This window comes from Brenneria sp. L4-2C, from assembly GCF_040240335.1.
Lineage (GTDB): Bacteria > Pseudomonadota > Gammaproteobacteria > Enterobacterales > Enterobacteriaceae > Brenneria.
This window is the reverse complement of sequence record NZ_JBEIAC010000009.1, coordinates 67559-82963: the sequence shown is the minus strand read 5'-3', so window position 1 is coordinate 82963 and position 15405 is coordinate 67559. Positions and strand designations below refer to the sequence as shown.

The following is a 15405-nucleotide window of genomic DNA, read 5'->3' as shown; positions in this document are numbered from 1 at the left end:
CCGTATGAAAAACCATGTCATTTTCTCTTTGGCAGGGCTGGCGTTATCCGTCGGTCTGGCGTTTTCGGCCCAGGCGGCGCAAGCGCTGCGGGTGGCGGCGGATCCGGTGCCGCATGCCGAGATTCTGGCGCAGGTGAAAAAAATCGATCCGTCTCTGGATCTGAACATCGTGGAACTGACCAGCGGCGTTAACGCCAACGAGCTATTAGCCCATGGCGATGTGGATGCCAACTATTTCCAACATGTGCCTTACCTGCGCGATCAGGAAAAAGCGCTCGGTAAGGAATTCGTGGTCGCCGCGACGGTGCATATCGAGCCGCTGGGGATCTACTCCAGAAAGTATAAAACGCTGAACGAGGTGCCGAATAACGCCACGGTGGCGGTGCCGAACAACGTGACCAACCTCAGTCGCGCGCTCTATTTGCTGCAAAGCGAGGGACTGATAAAGCTCAAGAGCGGCTATAACGATCCGGCGACCGCGCAGGCGACGCCGAAGGATATTGCGGAAAATCCCAAAAATCTGAAGATTACGGAAATTGAGGCGGCGCAACTGCCCCGTTCGCTGGATGATGTCGCGCTGGCCGTCATCAACGGCAACTATGCGCTGGAGGCGGGGCTGGTGCCGGCGAAAGATTCCCTCGGGCTGGAAAACGCCGCCGATAACCCGTATGCCAATATTCTGGTGACGACGCCGGCGCTGAAGGACGATCCGCGCATTAAGCAGTTGGCGAAAGATCTGGAGTCCAGCCAGATAGCGGATTTCATCAATAGCCGTTACAACGGGTCGGTGATACCGGTTGCAGGGAAAAAGTAATGATCGTTATCGACAGGCTTGGTAAACATTACGCCGAAAGCGCCCGACCGGCGCTGGATAATGTGTCGTTAACCATTCCCGACGGGGCGGTTTACGGCATTCTGGGCCGCAGCGGCGCGGGGAAAAGCACCCTGATCCGCTGTCTTAATCTGCTGGAACGGCCCACGTCGGGCCGTATTCTGATGGACGATCGCGATATCACCACGCTGTCGCCGCAGGAACTGCGCCGGCATCGCCAGCGCACCGGCATGATCTTCCAACATTTCAATCTGCTGCATGCCCGCAACGTGCGGGATAACGTGGCGGTTCCGCTGGAAATCGCCGGCGTCGCCAGCCCGCAGCGGGCGGCCAGAGTGGAAGAGTTGCTGGCGCTGGTGGGGTTGAGCGACAAGGCGCGGGCGTACCCGTCGCAGCTTTCCGGCGGACAAAAACAGCGGGTCGGGATTGCCCGCGCGCTGGCGGCGCGGCCGCAGTATTTGCTGTGTGACGAAGCCACCAGCGCTCTCGACCCGGAAACCACGGAGTCGGTGTTGTCGCTGCTGGCGGATATTAATCGCCAGTTAGGATTAACCATCGTCCTCATTACGCATGAACTGGCGGTGGTCAAGGCCATCTGCGATCACGCCGCGCTGCTGGAAGCGGGGCTGGTGGCGGAAAGCGGATCGCTGCGATCGCTGCTCTCTAATCCCGATTCGCGCTTGCGTAAGGCGCTACTGCCGGATTATGCCGCCGAACGGGCTTTTTTACAGCGTCATGGGGTGGAGGATATCCGCTTATGCAAAGTCGCCTGAGTTGGGAGGAGTTTTATTCCCTGATGCTGAACGCCACGCTGGAAACGCTGTATATGGTGGGGCTGGCCGCCTTGTTCACGGTGCTGATCGGGTTGCCGGTGGGCGTCGTGCTGTTTATCAGCCGTCACAACGGCGTGTTGCCGTTGCCGTGGGTAAACCGCGTGCTGGGCGGCATCATCAACATCGGGCGTTCGCTGCCGTTTGTGGTGCTGCTGATTGCGCTGATCCCGTTTACGCGTCTCATCGTGGGAACCACGCTGGGCAGCACGGCGGCGGTGGTGCCGATCACCATCGGCGCGTTTCCTTTCTTCGCACGCGTGGTGGAAAATGCGCTGGATGAAGTCGATCGCGGGCGGGTGGAAGCCATTCTTTCCATGGGGGGAACCGCCTGGCATGTCGTCAGTAAAGTGCTGCTGCCGGAGGCGCTGCCCGCCATTCTGGCCGGAATAACCCTGACGATAGTGATGTTGATCGGCTTTTCTTCCATGGCCGGGGTTATCGGCGGCGGCGGTTTGGGCGATCTGGCTATCCGCTATGGCTACCAGCGCTTTAACGATCAAATCATGGCCGGCACGGTTATCGTCCTGATTGTGCTGGTGCAGCTGGTGCAGTCTTTCGGCGACCGCATTGTGCGCTCGCTGGCCTATCGTCGTTAATCCGCCGCTATTGTCAGAGGGCGTTGCCGGGGGGTATCTTGTGCCGTCGGTCATTTCCCGGAGGCGATTTCCCTATCCCTGGATGGAGTGCAGCCTGATCAGGGCGCGATGACCTGTGACTGAGGGATAAAGGAAACGCGCATGATTGATGAAAACCGGCTTATTCAGTCCGTCGAACGGGCAATGTCCCTGCTGGAGGCGATGGCGGCGGCCGGCGGCGAAGCGCGGCTGGTTGATCTGGCGACGCACCTGGGGCTGCATAAAAGCACGCTGCACGGCTTGCTGAATACCTTGTCCGCCATGGGCTATGTCACCCGCCGCGATACCCGCTATGCGCTGGGGCTGCGCCTGAGGGAAATCGCTCAGCCGCTGGCCGACGCGGACGCCGCGTTGCGTCGCGCATTTTCCGGCGCGCTGCGGGCGATGGCGCAACACAGCGGTGAAACCTGCTACCTGGCCGTACCCTGCGGCACGCGCGAATATCTCTATATTGACGCGCTGGAAGGCAACGGCAGTCTGTGCGTTCCCAGTCCGCGCGGGCGGCGCGAGGGGTTAACCACCTCGGCGATCGGCAAAATATTTCTGGCTTATGATCCTGAGCTGATGCGTAGCTTGCGTCGTGCCGGGCTGGTATCGCCCGCGCTGGAAAAAGAGCTGAAAACGATTCAGGCGCAGGGTTATGCGCTGGATCTGGAGGAGGCCGAACCCGGTCTGAATTGTCTGGCGTTGCCTTTACGCCAGCAGGGGCGCGTGGCGGCGGCAATCGGCGCCGCCGGACCCGCCTGGAAACTGCGCGAATCGGTGCTGCGCCGTTTGGCAACCACCGCGATGTATTGAATGTTCGGCATTATCGAACTTTGTCCGCCAACTTGTCCGATGCTATTCCCACCATCCCTTCCTTATCGGCATTATCGAACGCTCTAATGGTTTTATCAGGAGTTTTCGTATGTTTGAGTCTCTTTCCCGACAGGTTATCGAACGCGCCCGGTCGCTGGCGTGTGAGCAGGGTTTCGCCGTTTGTATCAGCGTGGTGGACGATAGCGGCCTGTTGCGCGCGTTTCTGCGTATGGATGATGCCGTTCCCGGCGCAATCGATGTTTCGCTAAAGAAAGCGCGTACCGCGGCGCTGTTTCGGACCGATAGCGGCGAGATCGGCGCCGCCGCACAGCCGGGCGGGGCAATCTATACCCTGGAGGCCACCAACGGCGGGCTGATCAGCTTTGGCGGCGGCATTGTATTGCACGACGCTCAGGGCAAGGCGATCGGCGCCGTCGGCGTGGCGGGCGCCACGGTAGAGGACGATCAGGCTATCGCGCTGAAAGCGGCGGGGCGCGTATGAGCCGAGCGACGCAGGTACATCCCGGTATCTGGGCGCTTGCCGTTACCGCCTTCGCCATCGGCGTGGCGGAGTTTATCGTCGTGGGCGTATTGCCCGCCATTGCGCGGGATTTTAATGTCCCGCTGTCAACGGCGGGCGGGCTGGTCGGGATCTATGCGTTGGCGCTGGCCGTGGGGACGCCCGTTGTCGTATTGACGCTGGCGCGCTTGCCGCGTAAACCGGTGATGCTCGGACTGATAGCGGTTTTTCTTGCAGGCAATATATTATCGGCGCTGGCCGCCGACTACGCCATGCTGCTGGCCGGACGTATTCTGACTGCGGTCGCGCACGGCAGCTTTTTCGCCATCGGCGCGACGGTGGCGGCGCGGCTGGCGCCGGCAGGGCAGGCGAGTCGCGCCATTGCGCTTATGTTCGCCGGGCTGACCCTGGCGATGGTGATCGGCGTGCCGCTGGGCAGCCTGATTGGCAACGGTATCGGCTGGCGGCTGCCGTTCTACGCCGTTGCGCTATTGGCCGCTATCGCCTGGCTGGCGACGGTATTCTGGGTGCCGACGCTGGCGGCGAAACCTGCCGGCGGCGTCGCGACGCAGTTGGCGGCGTTGGCCCAGCCGGCGCTGCTGTTGATGATGAGCGTCACTATCCTGGGATTCGGGGCCAGCTTCGCCGCTTTTACCTTTGTTACGCCGATTTTGACGGAGATTACCGGGTTTTCATCTTCCAGCGCCAGTTTATTGCTGGTGGTATTCGGTGTCGCCACCCTGATCGGCAATCTGGCCGGCGGGCGTCTGGCTTCCGCGCTCGGCTGGCAGGTTGCGCTGAAGCGAATGTTGCTCTTGCTGCTGTTGACGCTCATTGCGCTGGCGTTTCTGATGCCTTATCCGTTGCCGATGATGGTGGTGTTATTTGTCTGGGGCGCGCTCGCTTTCGGTTTATCGCCGGGATTTCAGGCGGGAATGCTGGACACCGCCGAACGCTATACGCCGCAAGCGGTGGACTTTGCCTCGGCGTTGAACATTTCGGCGTTTAATTTAGGGATTACGTTGGGCGAGAGCGTCGGCGGCATGATGGTCGCCCGCGACGGGCTGACGCTGACGCCCTGGGCGGGCGTGGCGCTGGCGGCGCTGGCGCAACTGCCTCTGGGCTGGCTGGTGTTGAAAAACCGGCGCTTCGCGGCCTATTCATCCGGAGCCGATGCGAACCGCTGAATAATTAAGCTGGGCGGGCGATGAAAAGCGCCCGCCCGTTTGTTATGTCTGCCGCCATACTGCGAGTCGCCGGCGTGTTGGGGTGCGGAATGATTAGGGTATGGCGGTTGTTTTACTGATTATGGTGATTCTGTTTTTCCAGATACATATTTTTATCCGCTTCTTCCATTAATGATTTCAATGTCGACTGCTTATCCGCAATGGCGACGCCGATACTTAACGTCATTTTGATGGTGATGCCATCGGGCAAACAGATAGGTTCGCTCATTTTATTTTTGATTTTCCGTATTGTGGCGTCGATCAGATCCCTGTCTTGCGTCGTGGAACAGATAAACAAGGCAAATTCGTCGCCGCCCAGACGCGCGGGCAGCGACGCCTTACCCACGCACTGTAATAAACGGTTGGCGATGGTGACCAGAACGTCGTCGCCGGCGGCATGTCCATAGGTATCGTTAACCGGTTTGAAATGATTGCAATCGATAAAAAGTAAAGCGATCTGGGCGTTGCCTTTTTTATCTCTGAGCAAATTTTCCAGCGTGCTACAGAATGCCGCTCTGTTGGCTAACCCTGTCAGCGAGTCGCGGCGCGAACGTTTTAGCAGGGAGTCGTTTTCTTTCAACATCTGGCTTTGCCAATGTTCGATTTCTTCAATTAAGCTATTGAAGTCTTTACTCAATGTATCAATTTCCACTATTTTACCCGCGGGCGCCCGTCGGGAGAAATTACGGTTTTCCCTGATATCATGCACCGCGGCGGTAATATTTTGCAGATCGAAAACCAGCCCCTTATGCAGACGACGGGAAATAAAAATAGCCAGGACGGAGGCTAAAATAATGCACAGGGTCAGCGCGATTAACGAGAAATAAACGAACTGTTTTATCGTCGCATCCGCACCGGAGATTTCAATGTAGCCCACTAACTTGTCGCGATGATAAATAGGCTGAATAACCGAGTGCGGAAATAGCCAGCGGATGATTATTTTGTCCTGATGATCCAGCGTGAGGCTGTCGGTCGCCCGCCATTCGGTCAGTTTTCTCCCCTGAACATCGGTCACGGTGGCCACGCTGAATTGCCCCTGTTGACCAAGATTGGCTAATATTTCTTTGGTGGCCAGGCCGTCCTGAAATACCACGGCGGCTTCCACGCTTTGACTCAGGGTATAAGCCAGAACTTGCAGGCTTTTTTCCGTATATTGCTTAAGCGAAACCAGCGAAGCGGTGGTAATCAACATCCACGAGACCATCATCGTAATAAAGATGCTTACCGCGCTGATGCGGGTCAAGGCAGACCTGAAGGTTATTTTCCTTGCCTGACGGGAAGTAAACATGCCTTTATTATTCATGATCTTCATTCTGTGGTCGTGCGAGAATTAAAACCTCAGGGGTAACCCTGATACCCGTTCGAAACAATGCATCCCAATTAACGGCAAAGCTGACGGTTTTATTGGCGAATACCAGACAAAATGCGCTGCCGTTGCCGCATTCCTGGTTTTGTTCGGCAATGGTCAATAATGGATGATCCTGATAGCGTTCAGTGATGATTAACTGTTCCGCTGCGGATTCTCGACCAAAATACACGGCGTCGCATCGAGATGGCGGCATATCACGACTATTTTTCAGTACCACGGCATTAAAAACCGGCCTCTTTTGCGTCTCCGCCGGCGCGGTTATGGCGGACAGAAAGTAGGCGGATGAAAACACGCACAGTGTGGGGGGATTATCCGACGCCGGCCAGTGTGAATAACTGATGATGCCCGCTACGGTCTGATAAACCCTCTCTGCCGGCACCTGCGACATCTCATATTCTATTCCGGACGCCGCTCTGGCTGAAACGATCGCGATGGACAGTAAAAATGGGAGTAATACGGGCCATTTTTTCATCATTCCTTGGTTCAACCTTGTAAAAAAATACTCGCTCGAATAGGGGGCAATATATTTAATCCCCGCTATTCTAGCCAGCGCTTTTTAAGTTACGCCGAGACGGCGCCGGCGAAGAAAACGTTTTGACGCGCCACGCTCTGGCTTTACTTTCGCATTTACATATCCCGACTTCCTGATACAGTCAAAAAACGCGATCCACCCGTTGAGATTGCGATTTTCTATACGCAGGGAGAAGTCTCGTTTGGATATTTTAGCAATTAAATTGGTGGTTACGCCGATTCTGATGCTTGTCGTTTCCTTAGCGGTAAGAAAGTGGGGAGGGTTTGTCGGCGGTTTACTCTCTGGCATGCCGTTGACGTCTGGCCCGGTCGCGCTGTTTCTGGCTATCGAACAGGGGCCGCAATTTGCAACCCAGGCTGCATCCGGATCGCTGTCGGGGCTGGCGGCGGTGCTGATGACCTATCTTTTCTACCTGGTTATCGCCCGCTCGCTTGCTGTGGCGGCGGCCTGCGTCGCCGCGCTGGCCTTTTTTGTCGCGATTTCTCTGCTGCTGCTGATTTCCGCTGCTCCGCTGGGGGCGATTATTATCAGTCTGGCGGCGATTGCGATGATTGTTCGCTTAACCGGTCGGGTAGAGCGGAAAGCCGTCACATCGCCGGCGCCGTTTTGGGATATCCCTTTGCGCATGTTGACTTCAACCGCGATGCTTTTCGCTATTACCGGTTCGGCGCACATCATCGGGCCGCATGTCAGCGGCATTTTGTCGCCGGTGCCGGTGATCGCCTGGCCGTTAACGGTATTCGCCCATGTTCAGGGCGGTCGCGGTGAAATGGCGGCAGTGGTGCGTGGCAATGCGGTCAGCGCGTTGGGCGTCATCATTTTCTATGTGACGATCGGGGAACTGCTGCTCAAGGTCGGGTTATTGACGACATTTGTCGTGGCCTTCGCCGCTTCCATATTGGCGACGACGCTGCTGGCCGAAATCATGCGACGTTCGGTGAGAGCAACTACCTGAATACATTTGCCGTCACCGCGTCTGCTCAACAAATCAGCGCGTCATGGCCGAGTTAACATGACATACCGGTCGCGCCGGTCACTGACTTGGGTATGCTTCTGCGGATTAATGAGAGACTTCCTGTCTCTCACCGTAAATTTGCTCCTGACGATTTATCACTCGGCGGTCGTCCTCCTGCCTCTCGAATTATTCAGGGCAGATGGCTATCCTCGATTAAGAATACGGAGAAAATCCTGTTTATTTGAAATAAGAGAGAGTGCATTGGCAATGATTTCGTCACTAAAAATCGATGCGACTTGTTTTAGGACATCAATATGCTCTTTCTCTTTAGCGATAACGCCAATCGCGATAAACATGACGCTGCTGTTGCTTCTATCCCAAATAACGCCATCGGGAAACTGAAAAATCTCAACGCCTTTTTTTACAATGATATTGGTGGCCGATTTCGGCAGGTGAGGCAAGGTAATGCCATTTCCCAGAAAGGTGGAGACCTGTTGTTCTCTTTCATTGAGAAAGGCAACGCAATCCTGGCTGACATAGCCTTTTTCTTTAAAAGATTTACCGACCATGGATAGGACTTCCGCTTTGTTTTTTGCCTGACAGCCTAAATGAAGATTATTGATTGTAATATCATCTATCATGTTCTGTACCCTCTGCTATATAACCGTCATATTTCAAGCTGCTGTGCGTTCGCTTCATGACTCGGCCCCTCCCTGAGCCTCGCCGTAAAGGGTCATGAGCAAAACGACGATCTGTTGTCCCGCATCTCGAATTGTTTCCTGCTATATAACTTGTTTGTTTTCATATGGAATCGCGTTGACTATTGTCCAGCGGACAGCTCTTCCTCTAATTGCTCCAGTGATTTATTCGAGGTTTCCGGCAAGGCGTATATGACAAAGATAATAGCCAGATAGTTGATGACGGCCAGTATCAGGAATACGGGGCCTAAACCGAGTTCCGCCTGAAGCACCGGGAATAAATAGCTGACGATAGCATTCATAATCCACATGAAAAATACGGATATCCCCATGGATAGTCCGCGGATTTTTAATGGGAACAGTTCAGCTAACACCACCCAGGTCAGGAAACCCATGGTACATTGCATCACACCGACGAATAATGCGCCCAATAGCCAGATCGCCGTGGCTTTTACATCGCCGGTCAGGGTGTAGTCAGCGGCGGCAATGACCAGATGCAAGGTTGCCATAAGAGCAAACCCACTGACGATTAGCGTTTTCCGTTTAAACCGGTCAACCAGGAAAAGCACCCCGATCAACATACCGCCGACGGAGAATACGCCGTTGAGCACATTACATATCAAGGATGTTCTTTCTGAAAAACCCGCGGTACGCAGTATTTCCGTACCATAATACATAATAACGTTAACCCCGGTGGTTTGTTGGGCGGCGGCCCAGACCATGCCCACCAGAATGAGTTTGAAAATCCAGGGCGTATTGAGAATGATCGACAGCGAGCCTTTCGTATGCAGCTTCTTTTCCGCTTCGATATTAATCAACGTCACGATATCTTCAAATTCTTTAACCGCTCTTTCTACCGGCCGAATTTGTTTTAAAATGGCTAAGGCTTCTTCTCCGCGATTTTTGCTAACCAGCCATCGGGGGCTTTCCGGCGAACGCCACATGCCGATGAGCAATCCAATGGCGGGCAATGCCTGAACCATTAACATATATCGCCAAACATCCGGGAGATGTCCCCAGACATAACCAATAACGGCGTTAACGGCAAACGCGGATAATTGGCCGATGACGATGGCCACTTCATTTAATCCTGTCAGCTTTCCTCGCATTTCCGTTGGCGCGACTTCAGATATAAATGTAGGCGCCGTAACCGATGCGCCGCCCACGGCATAGCCGAGTAAAAATCGAGCAATCAACAGGTTGGTGATATTGGGCGCCAGCGCAGACATAAATGCGCCGAACAAGAAAAGGAATGATAAATATAATAAATATTTTCGCCGACCAATATAGTCGGCCAGTTTGCCGCCACAGACGCTACCCAGTGCGGCGCCGATTAAAAGTACGCTCATGACGAGGCCTTCGGTCGTCGGCGTGAGCGCCATATTTTCTTTCAGGGAAAGGAAGGCGCCGTTAATTACGCCCGTGTCATAACCAAAGAGTAGGCCTCCGAATGTGGCGACTAATGTTATTTGATGCAATCGTTTTCGCTGTTGTATATTGAGAACCATAGTTAGCGACATATCTTTACCTTTTATTCAGTTAATCATGTGATGCCAAAAACCCCTTAATATATTCATGTTAATGGTTGTTACACCTTATGAATAAAAGGCGGTGAGGGTTCTTGGTTCTGTGAACGATTATTTGGCTAAATTTTTATATCAATAAAGTTGATAAAATTTTTATTAATATGATTGCCACCGAAGGTTTTATTTTCTGCGCTTGCTTACTATTTTATTGTTTTCTTACTTTAAGTTTTAACCCATCGGCGTTCCTTCGCTGATTCGGTAATGGCCTCCAGCACTTGAGAAACTCGTCATTCATCATTTATTCCCTTTGCTATTCCATAGCCGCAAGGCAAAACGCGCCTTGCGGGGAGTCATATATCGTCATTAAATATCGGCGACCTCGCGAATATAACGCCTGGCTTTAACGGCATATTCAAAAGGATTGGCTTTGGCGGGATCTTGTTCGGCCTCGACCACGATCCAGCCCTGGTAACCAAAATCCTCCAGTAACTTAAAGACCGGCCTGAAATCAATCACCCCGTCGCCCGGTACGGTAAAGGTTCCTTTTTTCACGCCATCAAGGAAACTTAATTTATGGGCGCGAACCTCGGCGACGATCTCGTCGCGCACATCTTTCAGATGAACGTGGTTGATACGCGGCAGGTATTTGCGCAGGATTTGCAACATGGCTTCCTGCGAACCTTCCGAGTAGTAGGCGTGGCCGGTGTCATAGAGCAGGTAAACATCATCATTCACCAGCGCCATGAAACGATCGATTTCCTCAGCTGTCTGAATGCCGGTACCCATATGGTGATGCAGGCCGACGGTCATATTTTTTTCAGCCGCGAGATCCGCCAATTCATTATACCCGTCGGCCACTAAGCGCCACTCTTCATCGGTAAAGATAGGCCGTCCTTCCAGTACCGGCTTTGGCGTACCCTGGGTACTGCGCGACTGCTCGGAACAACCAATGACGGTTGCCCCCATGGCATGAAGAAAATCCCGGTGAGTGATAAACTCATCAAGGGTTTTGGCTTTTTGTCCGTCGGCAAAAAACGTACTGAACCAGGCATTGCAGATTTGAATGCCGCGTATATCCAGCATCGGTTTGAGAACCTTGGGATCCCGCGGATATTTACTGCCCACTTCGCTGCCGGTAAAACCCGCCAGCGCCATTTCGCTGACCGTTTGCTGAAATGTATTTTCCTTTCCTAAATCGGGCATGTCGTCATTGGTCCAGCCGATGGGGGCTATGGCGAGTTTGACTTTATTTTTATCCATAATAAATACACCTCGAATAGAGCGGTAATTGAGAAATTTCCTCATGGTTGCTCATTGCGTGTCACAAGGGACATGACGCCTTAATTTCGGCGCGTAAACCAGCGTATCCCGATTGCCATACTGGAAAAGGTAATCGTGATGCATACCGATTCAGAGTATCTGTTCTGTCTTCCTGTATAAGAATATATCTTTCATATTTCTTTAGTGCAGAAAAAATATTCCATTTTGAGATAAGGATCATATATTAAAAGGCATTTATTTCGTCTGAATCTGCTTGCCTACTGACGTTATGGCGGTATTTACTGTGATCGCGATGATAAATAAACCTATTTTTTATAAGGTTACGTGATGGCGTTTGCCGGGCTTTTATTAAGACCTGGATGTGTGGGCGTTATAAAAATGGTCGGCAGTGATGATGAATAATGAACGCGATACGTTTTTTATCAAAATTTTTAAAAAATTAAATTCCATATTGAAATAATACAAAATATTCATTTTGAATTTTCGCCATCTGAAGCCGCGGGCGGCTCGCCGTTCGTTGATGCTGTCACATCGTCGCCCGGTTTCCCCCTGCGGTTGGCTTGCGTTCTGACAGAGTATTCACCGCTTGTCGGTCGGTTAAGCGCTGGGTTAGCCAGATCGGCAACCGACCGGCGCCGCACCGCCGGCGTTTACTGACAATAACCACCGAAGATGCGGACCAAAGGCGACTCAGTATTGACGGGCCTTGTCGATATTTTCCGCCAATAGGTCGGCGACGGACTGTATATCAGCGCTGGCGGAGACCTGTGCGCCGCCGACTCGCCACCAGCTGAAATAACCGTGGATCATGGTTTTCGGCAGCACTTTGATATCGATCAGCGTCGAGATACGCTGCCGCCTGGCGTCTTCCAGCGCATGATGCAACTCCTCTACCGTGGTGACCCGATAGCTTTTACAGCCGTAGCCCTCGGCTATTTTGGCAAAATCCACCGGCACCAGAGCGCCGTCAAGCCGGGATGGCGATTTATCCCGGAAACGGAATTCGGTGAAAAAACTTTGCATACCGTGTCCCAACTGTAGGTTGTTAATACAACCGTTAGCCATATTATCGAACAGCAATACGTTGATTTTGCTACCTTCCTGAATGCTGGTGACCAGCTCGGAATGCGACATCATAAAGGCGCCATCGCCCACCAGCGCGTAGACCTCCCGGCGCGGCTCAGCCAACTTAACGCCCAGCGCCGCGTTGACTTCGTATCCCATACAGGAGTAGCCATATTCAACGTGATAGCTCTGGGGGGAGGTTGTCCGCCAGATACGCTGTAAATCCCCCGGCAGGCTGCCTGAAGCGGCGACGATTACCGCGTCTTCCGGAATGGTTGCATTGACGATGCCCAATACCCGGCTCTGGGTCAGCAGCGAACCGGTGATACGATTGAATTCGTCAAAGACGGATTTATGGTCAAGGCCGTCGTTGATTTCAGGCGCAAAATCGTCGCCGGTGTAATTAATGGCGTAAACGCGTTTCCGCTCCGCCTGCAATTGGTTGCGCACCTCGGTGACGCGATCCCCCCAGTCCGCTCGCCAATCTTCCGACAACATGTATTGATTGAGCGCAATCAGCGTCTGACGTGCGTCTGCGGTGACCTGGAGACCATCGAGCTTGTAGGCGTCGAAGCGATTGATATTGAGGTTCAGGAACGACACCGCCGGATTCTGGAAAATCCATTTGGAGGAGGTCGTAAAGTCGGTATACCGGGTGCCGACGCCAATAATCAAATCGGCGTCTTGGGCCAGTTGGTTGGCGGCCAGGGTGCCGGTTTCGCCGATGCCGCCGACATTCAGCGGATGGTCGGAAAGCAATGCGCCTTTCCCGGCCTGAGTTTCGGCGAAGGGAATGCGGTAACGTTCGGCAAACTCACGCAGCGCCTGCCCGGCATCCGAGTATTGAACGCCGCCGCCGCAAATCAGTAACGGTTTGCTTTTACGCAACAATAATTCCCTTGCCTGGTTCAGCATATCCGCAGTGGGGGAACGGCGCTCGATGCGGTGTACCCGTTTTTGAAAGAAATAATCAGGATAATCATAAGCCTCTCCCTGGACATCCTGCGGCAGGGACAGCGTTACCGCACCGGTTTCCGCCGGGTCCGTCAGCACACGCAGGGCGCTGATGCAGGCGCTCATCAATTGTTCGGGGCGGGAGATCCGATCCCAATATTTGCTCACGGCGCGAAACGCGTCGTTGGTGCTGATGCTGAGATCGTAGGACTGTTCGATTTGTTGCAGCACCGGATCGGGCTGCCGGGTGGCATAGACATCACCGGGCAACAGCAGCAGAGGAATGCGGTTGGCGGTGGCGGTGGCCGCCGCCGTAATCATATTGGCGGCGCCGGGGCCGACGGAAGAGGTACAAGCATAGATTTGCCGGCGCAAAGACTGCTTGGCGTAGCCGATGGCCGCATGGGCCATGCCTTGCTCGTTTCGGCCCTGATGGATATGCAGTTGCCCGCTATCCTGCTCCAAAGCCTGCCCGATCCCCAGAACATTGCCATGGCCGAAGATGGCAAAAATTCCTTTGATGAATTTCGTTTCGACGCCGTCAACCTCGACATATTGGTTATCTAAAAACCGGACCAATGCTTGTGCCGTGGTTAATCTGATTTTGTTCATATTTTCCTTCCATTTCCTCTGGCCTGCGGGGAAACCCGGCGGTCAGGATAACCGCCCCATAAAGCGATCTGAGAAAGACGTAGGGTTATGATTAATCGGGTGATGAAGTCATAGCGTCATTATAAGGATTCCCTTGTTCAAAAAAATAAAAAATAAAATATTAATTTCATTTATGAGAGAAAGGTCAAATAATGAAAATTTCATTTTTCGGCCACAGGAAGGGTTGCGTCCTGCGGATTTGACGGTGTTTCTTTAACCATTATAGGGGATATTTATTGTTTATCATGAGGATGGGGTTAACGATGGGAATGGAATGCGCTTTGTTTTTTAATGCTTAAAAGGGATTAAATTTTCTATTTATCTATTTTGTGAAATTTTATATCCCTGCCTGCGCGATACATGGGGGATTTTGCTCATTGCCATTCTGGCGCGCCTGGCCGGGCAAGACTTGATTGATGGGGGGAACCGCCTTCTCCGGCGCCGAGAGAAAATGAGGGATGATGCTTCTTGAAGGGGGGAGCAAACGATCCTGGCCGGGAACGCATGACCGGCATATTTCATAAAATGACGAAATATTTTCAATAATAGGTTGATTTGAATTTTTCAGTCGTAATAATCAATGTCAGCGCTTTTGCTGAAATCCACGGTGTGCTGTTTTCATGACAACTTCTCCTTCCCAACTCTCGTCATTGCAGGATGATATACGTAACCGCTACGACACGCTCAGTAAGCGATTGAAGCAGGTGGCGCGTTATATGCTGGATAATAGCACCAGTATCCCTTTCGATACGATTGCATCCATCGCTGAAAAGGCCAATGTTCCGCCCTCGACGCTGATCCGTTTCGCCAACGCGTTCGGGTTTGACGGTTTCAATGAAATGAAACAGGTATTTCGTCAACACATCATGGAAGATACGGTCAGCTATACCGAACGCGCCCGATTATTTCGCCAGGTTGCCGGTAAAGAGGCCGATGTGCCGGAAACGCCGATGGAAATACTGAGCATGTTCAGCATGGTCAATAGCCTGGCGTTACAGCAACTACCGGGCCAGATCAAAGAAGAGGATTTGTCCCGGGCGGTGCAACTCCTGGCGAATGCCAACAATATTTATGTCATTGGGCTACGCCGCTCTTTCAGCCTCGCTTCCTATTTGACCTATGCCTTGCGGCATCTGGAGCGTCGCGCTTTTCTTATCGACGGGCTGGGCGGCATGTTTTCCGAACAGCTGAGCATGGTGCAGCCTGACGATGTGGTGATTGCCATCAGCTATTCGCCATACGCTCAGGAAGTCGTGGAACTGGTCTCCATGGGGGCTAAAAGCGGCGCCAAGCAAATTGCTATTACCGATAGCCTGGTCAGCCCGCTGGCCGCGTTCAGCGAAGTCTGCTTTGTGGTGCGTGAAGCGCAGGTCGACGGGTTTCGTTCCCAGATTTCTTCCATGTGTCTGTCCCAGACGCTGATGCTGTCCCTGGCGATGCAAAGCGCCACCCATCCGTCCAACGATAGTCGACAAGCCGACTAATTATTGATGCCGGATGAATAAGCCACTCGCCTGTGTCATTCCCGCG

At 53.3% G+C, this 15405-nt stretch carries 14 protein-coding genes; 8 read left to right on the top strand and 6 right to left on the bottom strand.

Translation table 11 applies throughout. The features are described from left to right. The first annotated feature begins 4 nt into the window (after positions 1-4). From ABRZ26_RS14450 to ABRZ26_RS14425, 6 genes are all read left to right on the top strand, one after another. The gene (locus ABRZ26_RS14450; protein WP_319604844.1) at positions 5-814 is read left to right on the top strand and encodes a MetQ/NlpA family ABC transporter substrate-binding protein; all 810 of its coding nucleotides are present in this window, start codon (positions 5-7) and stop codon (positions 812-814) included. Continuing rightward, positions 814-1605 (top strand): methionine ABC transporter ATP-binding protein, encoded by a 792-nt coding sequence (locus ABRZ26_RS14445; protein ID WP_319604843.1) that lies wholly within the window; start codon positions 814-816, stop codon positions 1603-1605. Before ABRZ26_RS14450 ends, ABRZ26_RS14445 begins: the two co-directional genes overlap by 1 nt. Further along, positions 1590-2261 carry a methionine ABC transporter permease gene (locus ABRZ26_RS14440; protein ID WP_319604842.1) on the top strand — a complete coding sequence of 224 codons (672 nt, stop codon included), beginning with the start codon at positions 1590-1592 and terminating at the stop codon, positions 2259-2261. The genes ABRZ26_RS14445 and ABRZ26_RS14440 overlap by 16 nt, the downstream gene beginning before the upstream one ends. Before the next feature lie 141 nt (positions 2262-2402). Continuing rightward, the gene (locus ABRZ26_RS14435) at positions 2403-3098 is read left to right on the top strand and encodes an IclR family transcriptional regulator (protein ID WP_319604841.1); all 696 of its coding nucleotides are present in this window, start codon (positions 2403-2405) and stop codon (positions 3096-3098) included. Positions 3099-3207: 109 nt separating this feature from the next. Continuing rightward, positions 3208-3600 carry a GlcG/HbpS family heme-binding protein gene (locus ABRZ26_RS14430; protein ID WP_319604840.1) on the top strand — a complete coding sequence of 131 codons (393 nt, stop codon included), beginning with the start codon at positions 3208-3210 and terminating at the stop codon, positions 3598-3600. Then, a complete protein-coding gene (locus tag ABRZ26_RS14425) occupies positions 3597-4805 on the top strand; it encodes an MFS transporter (protein WP_319604839.1) in 1209 nt (402 codons plus the stop codon). The genes ABRZ26_RS14430 and ABRZ26_RS14425 overlap by 4 nt, the downstream gene beginning before the upstream one ends. Before the next feature lie 112 nt (positions 4806-4917). Here the strand turns inward: ABRZ26_RS14425 and dgcN are convergent, their stop codons facing one another. Both dgcN and yfiR read right to left on the bottom strand, forming a co-directional pair. Beyond that, complete coding sequence (gene dgcN, locus ABRZ26_RS14420) at positions 4918-6147, bottom strand: diguanylate cyclase DgcN/YfiN (RefSeq protein ID WP_319604838.1); 1230 nt, start codon at positions 6145-6147, stop codon at positions 4918-4920. Next, on the bottom strand, positions 6140-6688 hold the full coding sequence (gene yfiR, locus ABRZ26_RS14415) for a regulatory sequestration protein YfiR (protein ID WP_319604837.1): 549 nt from the start codon (positions 6686-6688) through the stop codon (positions 6140-6142). The genes dgcN and yfiR overlap by 8 nt, the downstream gene beginning before the upstream one ends. Positions 6689-6926: 238 nt before the next feature. On the opposite strand from yfiR, the gene ABRZ26_RS14410 reads away from it, so the two are divergent. Further along, entirely contained in the window at positions 6927-7700 is a 774-nt protein-coding gene (locus ABRZ26_RS14410; protein WP_319604836.1) for a hypothetical protein, read from the top strand. A 203-nt stretch (positions 7701-7903) separates the two neighbouring features. On the opposite strand, the gene ABRZ26_RS14405 is transcribed toward ABRZ26_RS14410, so the two are convergent. From ABRZ26_RS14405 to iolD, 4 genes are all read right to left on the bottom strand, one after another. After that, positions 7904-8341 (bottom strand): PTS mannitol transporter subunit IIA, encoded by a 438-nt coding sequence (locus ABRZ26_RS14405; protein ID WP_319604835.1) that lies wholly within the window; start codon positions 8339-8341, stop codon positions 7904-7906. A gap of 179 nt (positions 8342-8520) precedes the next feature. Continuing rightward, positions 8521-9918 (bottom strand): sugar porter family MFS transporter, encoded by a 1398-nt coding sequence (locus ABRZ26_RS14400; protein ID WP_319604834.1) that lies wholly within the window; start codon positions 9916-9918, stop codon positions 8521-8523. A gap of 369 nt (positions 9919-10287) precedes the next feature. After that, a complete protein-coding gene (gene iolE / locus ABRZ26_RS14395) occupies positions 10288-11184 on the bottom strand; it encodes a myo-inosose-2 dehydratase (RefSeq protein WP_319604833.1) in 897 nt (298 codons plus the stop codon). A 711-nt stretch (positions 11185-11895) separates the two neighbouring features. After that, positions 11896-13836 carry a 3D-(3,5/4)-trihydroxycyclohexane-1,2-dione acylhydrolase (decyclizing) gene (gene iolD, locus ABRZ26_RS14390; RefSeq protein WP_319604832.1) on the bottom strand — a complete coding sequence of 647 codons (1941 nt, stop codon included), beginning with the start codon at positions 13834-13836 and terminating at the stop codon, positions 11896-11898. Positions 13837-14495: 659 nt separating this feature from the next. Between iolD and ABRZ26_RS14385 the strand changes: the two genes are divergently transcribed. Beyond that, positions 14496-15359: a MurR/RpiR family transcriptional regulator gene (locus tag ABRZ26_RS14385; RefSeq protein WP_319604831.1), complete on the top strand. Its 864-nt coding sequence runs from the start codon at positions 14496-14498 to the stop codon at positions 15357-15359. Positions 15360-15405 lie beyond the last annotated feature (46 nt).

Excerpts from the sequence above, each read along its gene's own strand:
- ABRZ26_RS14435 (WP_319604841.1), top strand. The coding sequence starts at position 2,403 with ATGATTGATGAAAACCGGCTTATTCAGTCCGTCGAACGGGCAATGTCC.
- ABRZ26_RS14400 (WP_319604834.1), bottom strand. The coding sequence starts at position 9,918 with ATGTCGCTAACTATGGTTCTCAATATACAACAGCGAAAACGATTGCAT.
- ABRZ26_RS14430 (WP_319604840.1), top strand. The coding sequence starts at position 3,208 with ATGTTTGAGTCTCTTTCCCGACAGGTTATCGAACGCGCCCGGTCGCTG.
- dgcN (WP_319604838.1), bottom strand. The coding sequence starts at position 6,147 with ATGAATAATAAAGGCATGTTTACTTCCCGTCAGGCAAGGAAAATAACC.
- ABRZ26_RS14440 (WP_319604842.1), top strand. The coding sequence starts at position 1,590 with ATGCAAAGTCGCCTGAGTTGGGAGGAGTTTTATTCCCTGATGCTGAAC.
- iolE (WP_319604833.1), bottom strand. The coding sequence starts at position 11,184 with ATGGATAAAAATAAAGTCAAACTCGCCATAGCCCCCATCGGCTGGACC.
- ABRZ26_RS14445 (WP_319604843.1), top strand. The coding sequence starts at position 814 with ATGATCGTTATCGACAGGCTTGGTAAACATTACGCCGAAAGCGCCCGA.
- ABRZ26_RS14425 (WP_319604839.1), top strand. The coding sequence starts at position 3,597 with ATGAGCCGAGCGACGCAGGTACATCCCGGTATCTGGGCGCTTGCCGTT.
- ABRZ26_RS14450 (WP_319604844.1), top strand. The coding sequence starts at position 5 with ATGAAAAACCATGTCATTTTCTCTTTGGCAGGGCTGGCGTTATCCGTC.
- yfiR (WP_319604837.1), bottom strand. The coding sequence starts at position 6,688 with ATGATGAAAAAATGGCCCGTATTACTCCCATTTTTACTGTCCATCGCG.
- ABRZ26_RS14385 (WP_319604831.1), top strand. The coding sequence starts at position 14,496 with ATGACAACTTCTCCTTCCCAACTCTCGTCATTGCAGGATGATATACGT.
- ABRZ26_RS14405 (WP_319604835.1), bottom strand. The coding sequence starts at position 8,341 with ATGATAGATGATATTACAATCAATAATCTTCATTTAGGCTGTCAGGCA.
- iolD (WP_319604832.1), bottom strand. The coding sequence starts at position 13,836 with ATGAACAAAATCAGATTAACCACGGCACAAGCATTGGTCCGGTTTTTA.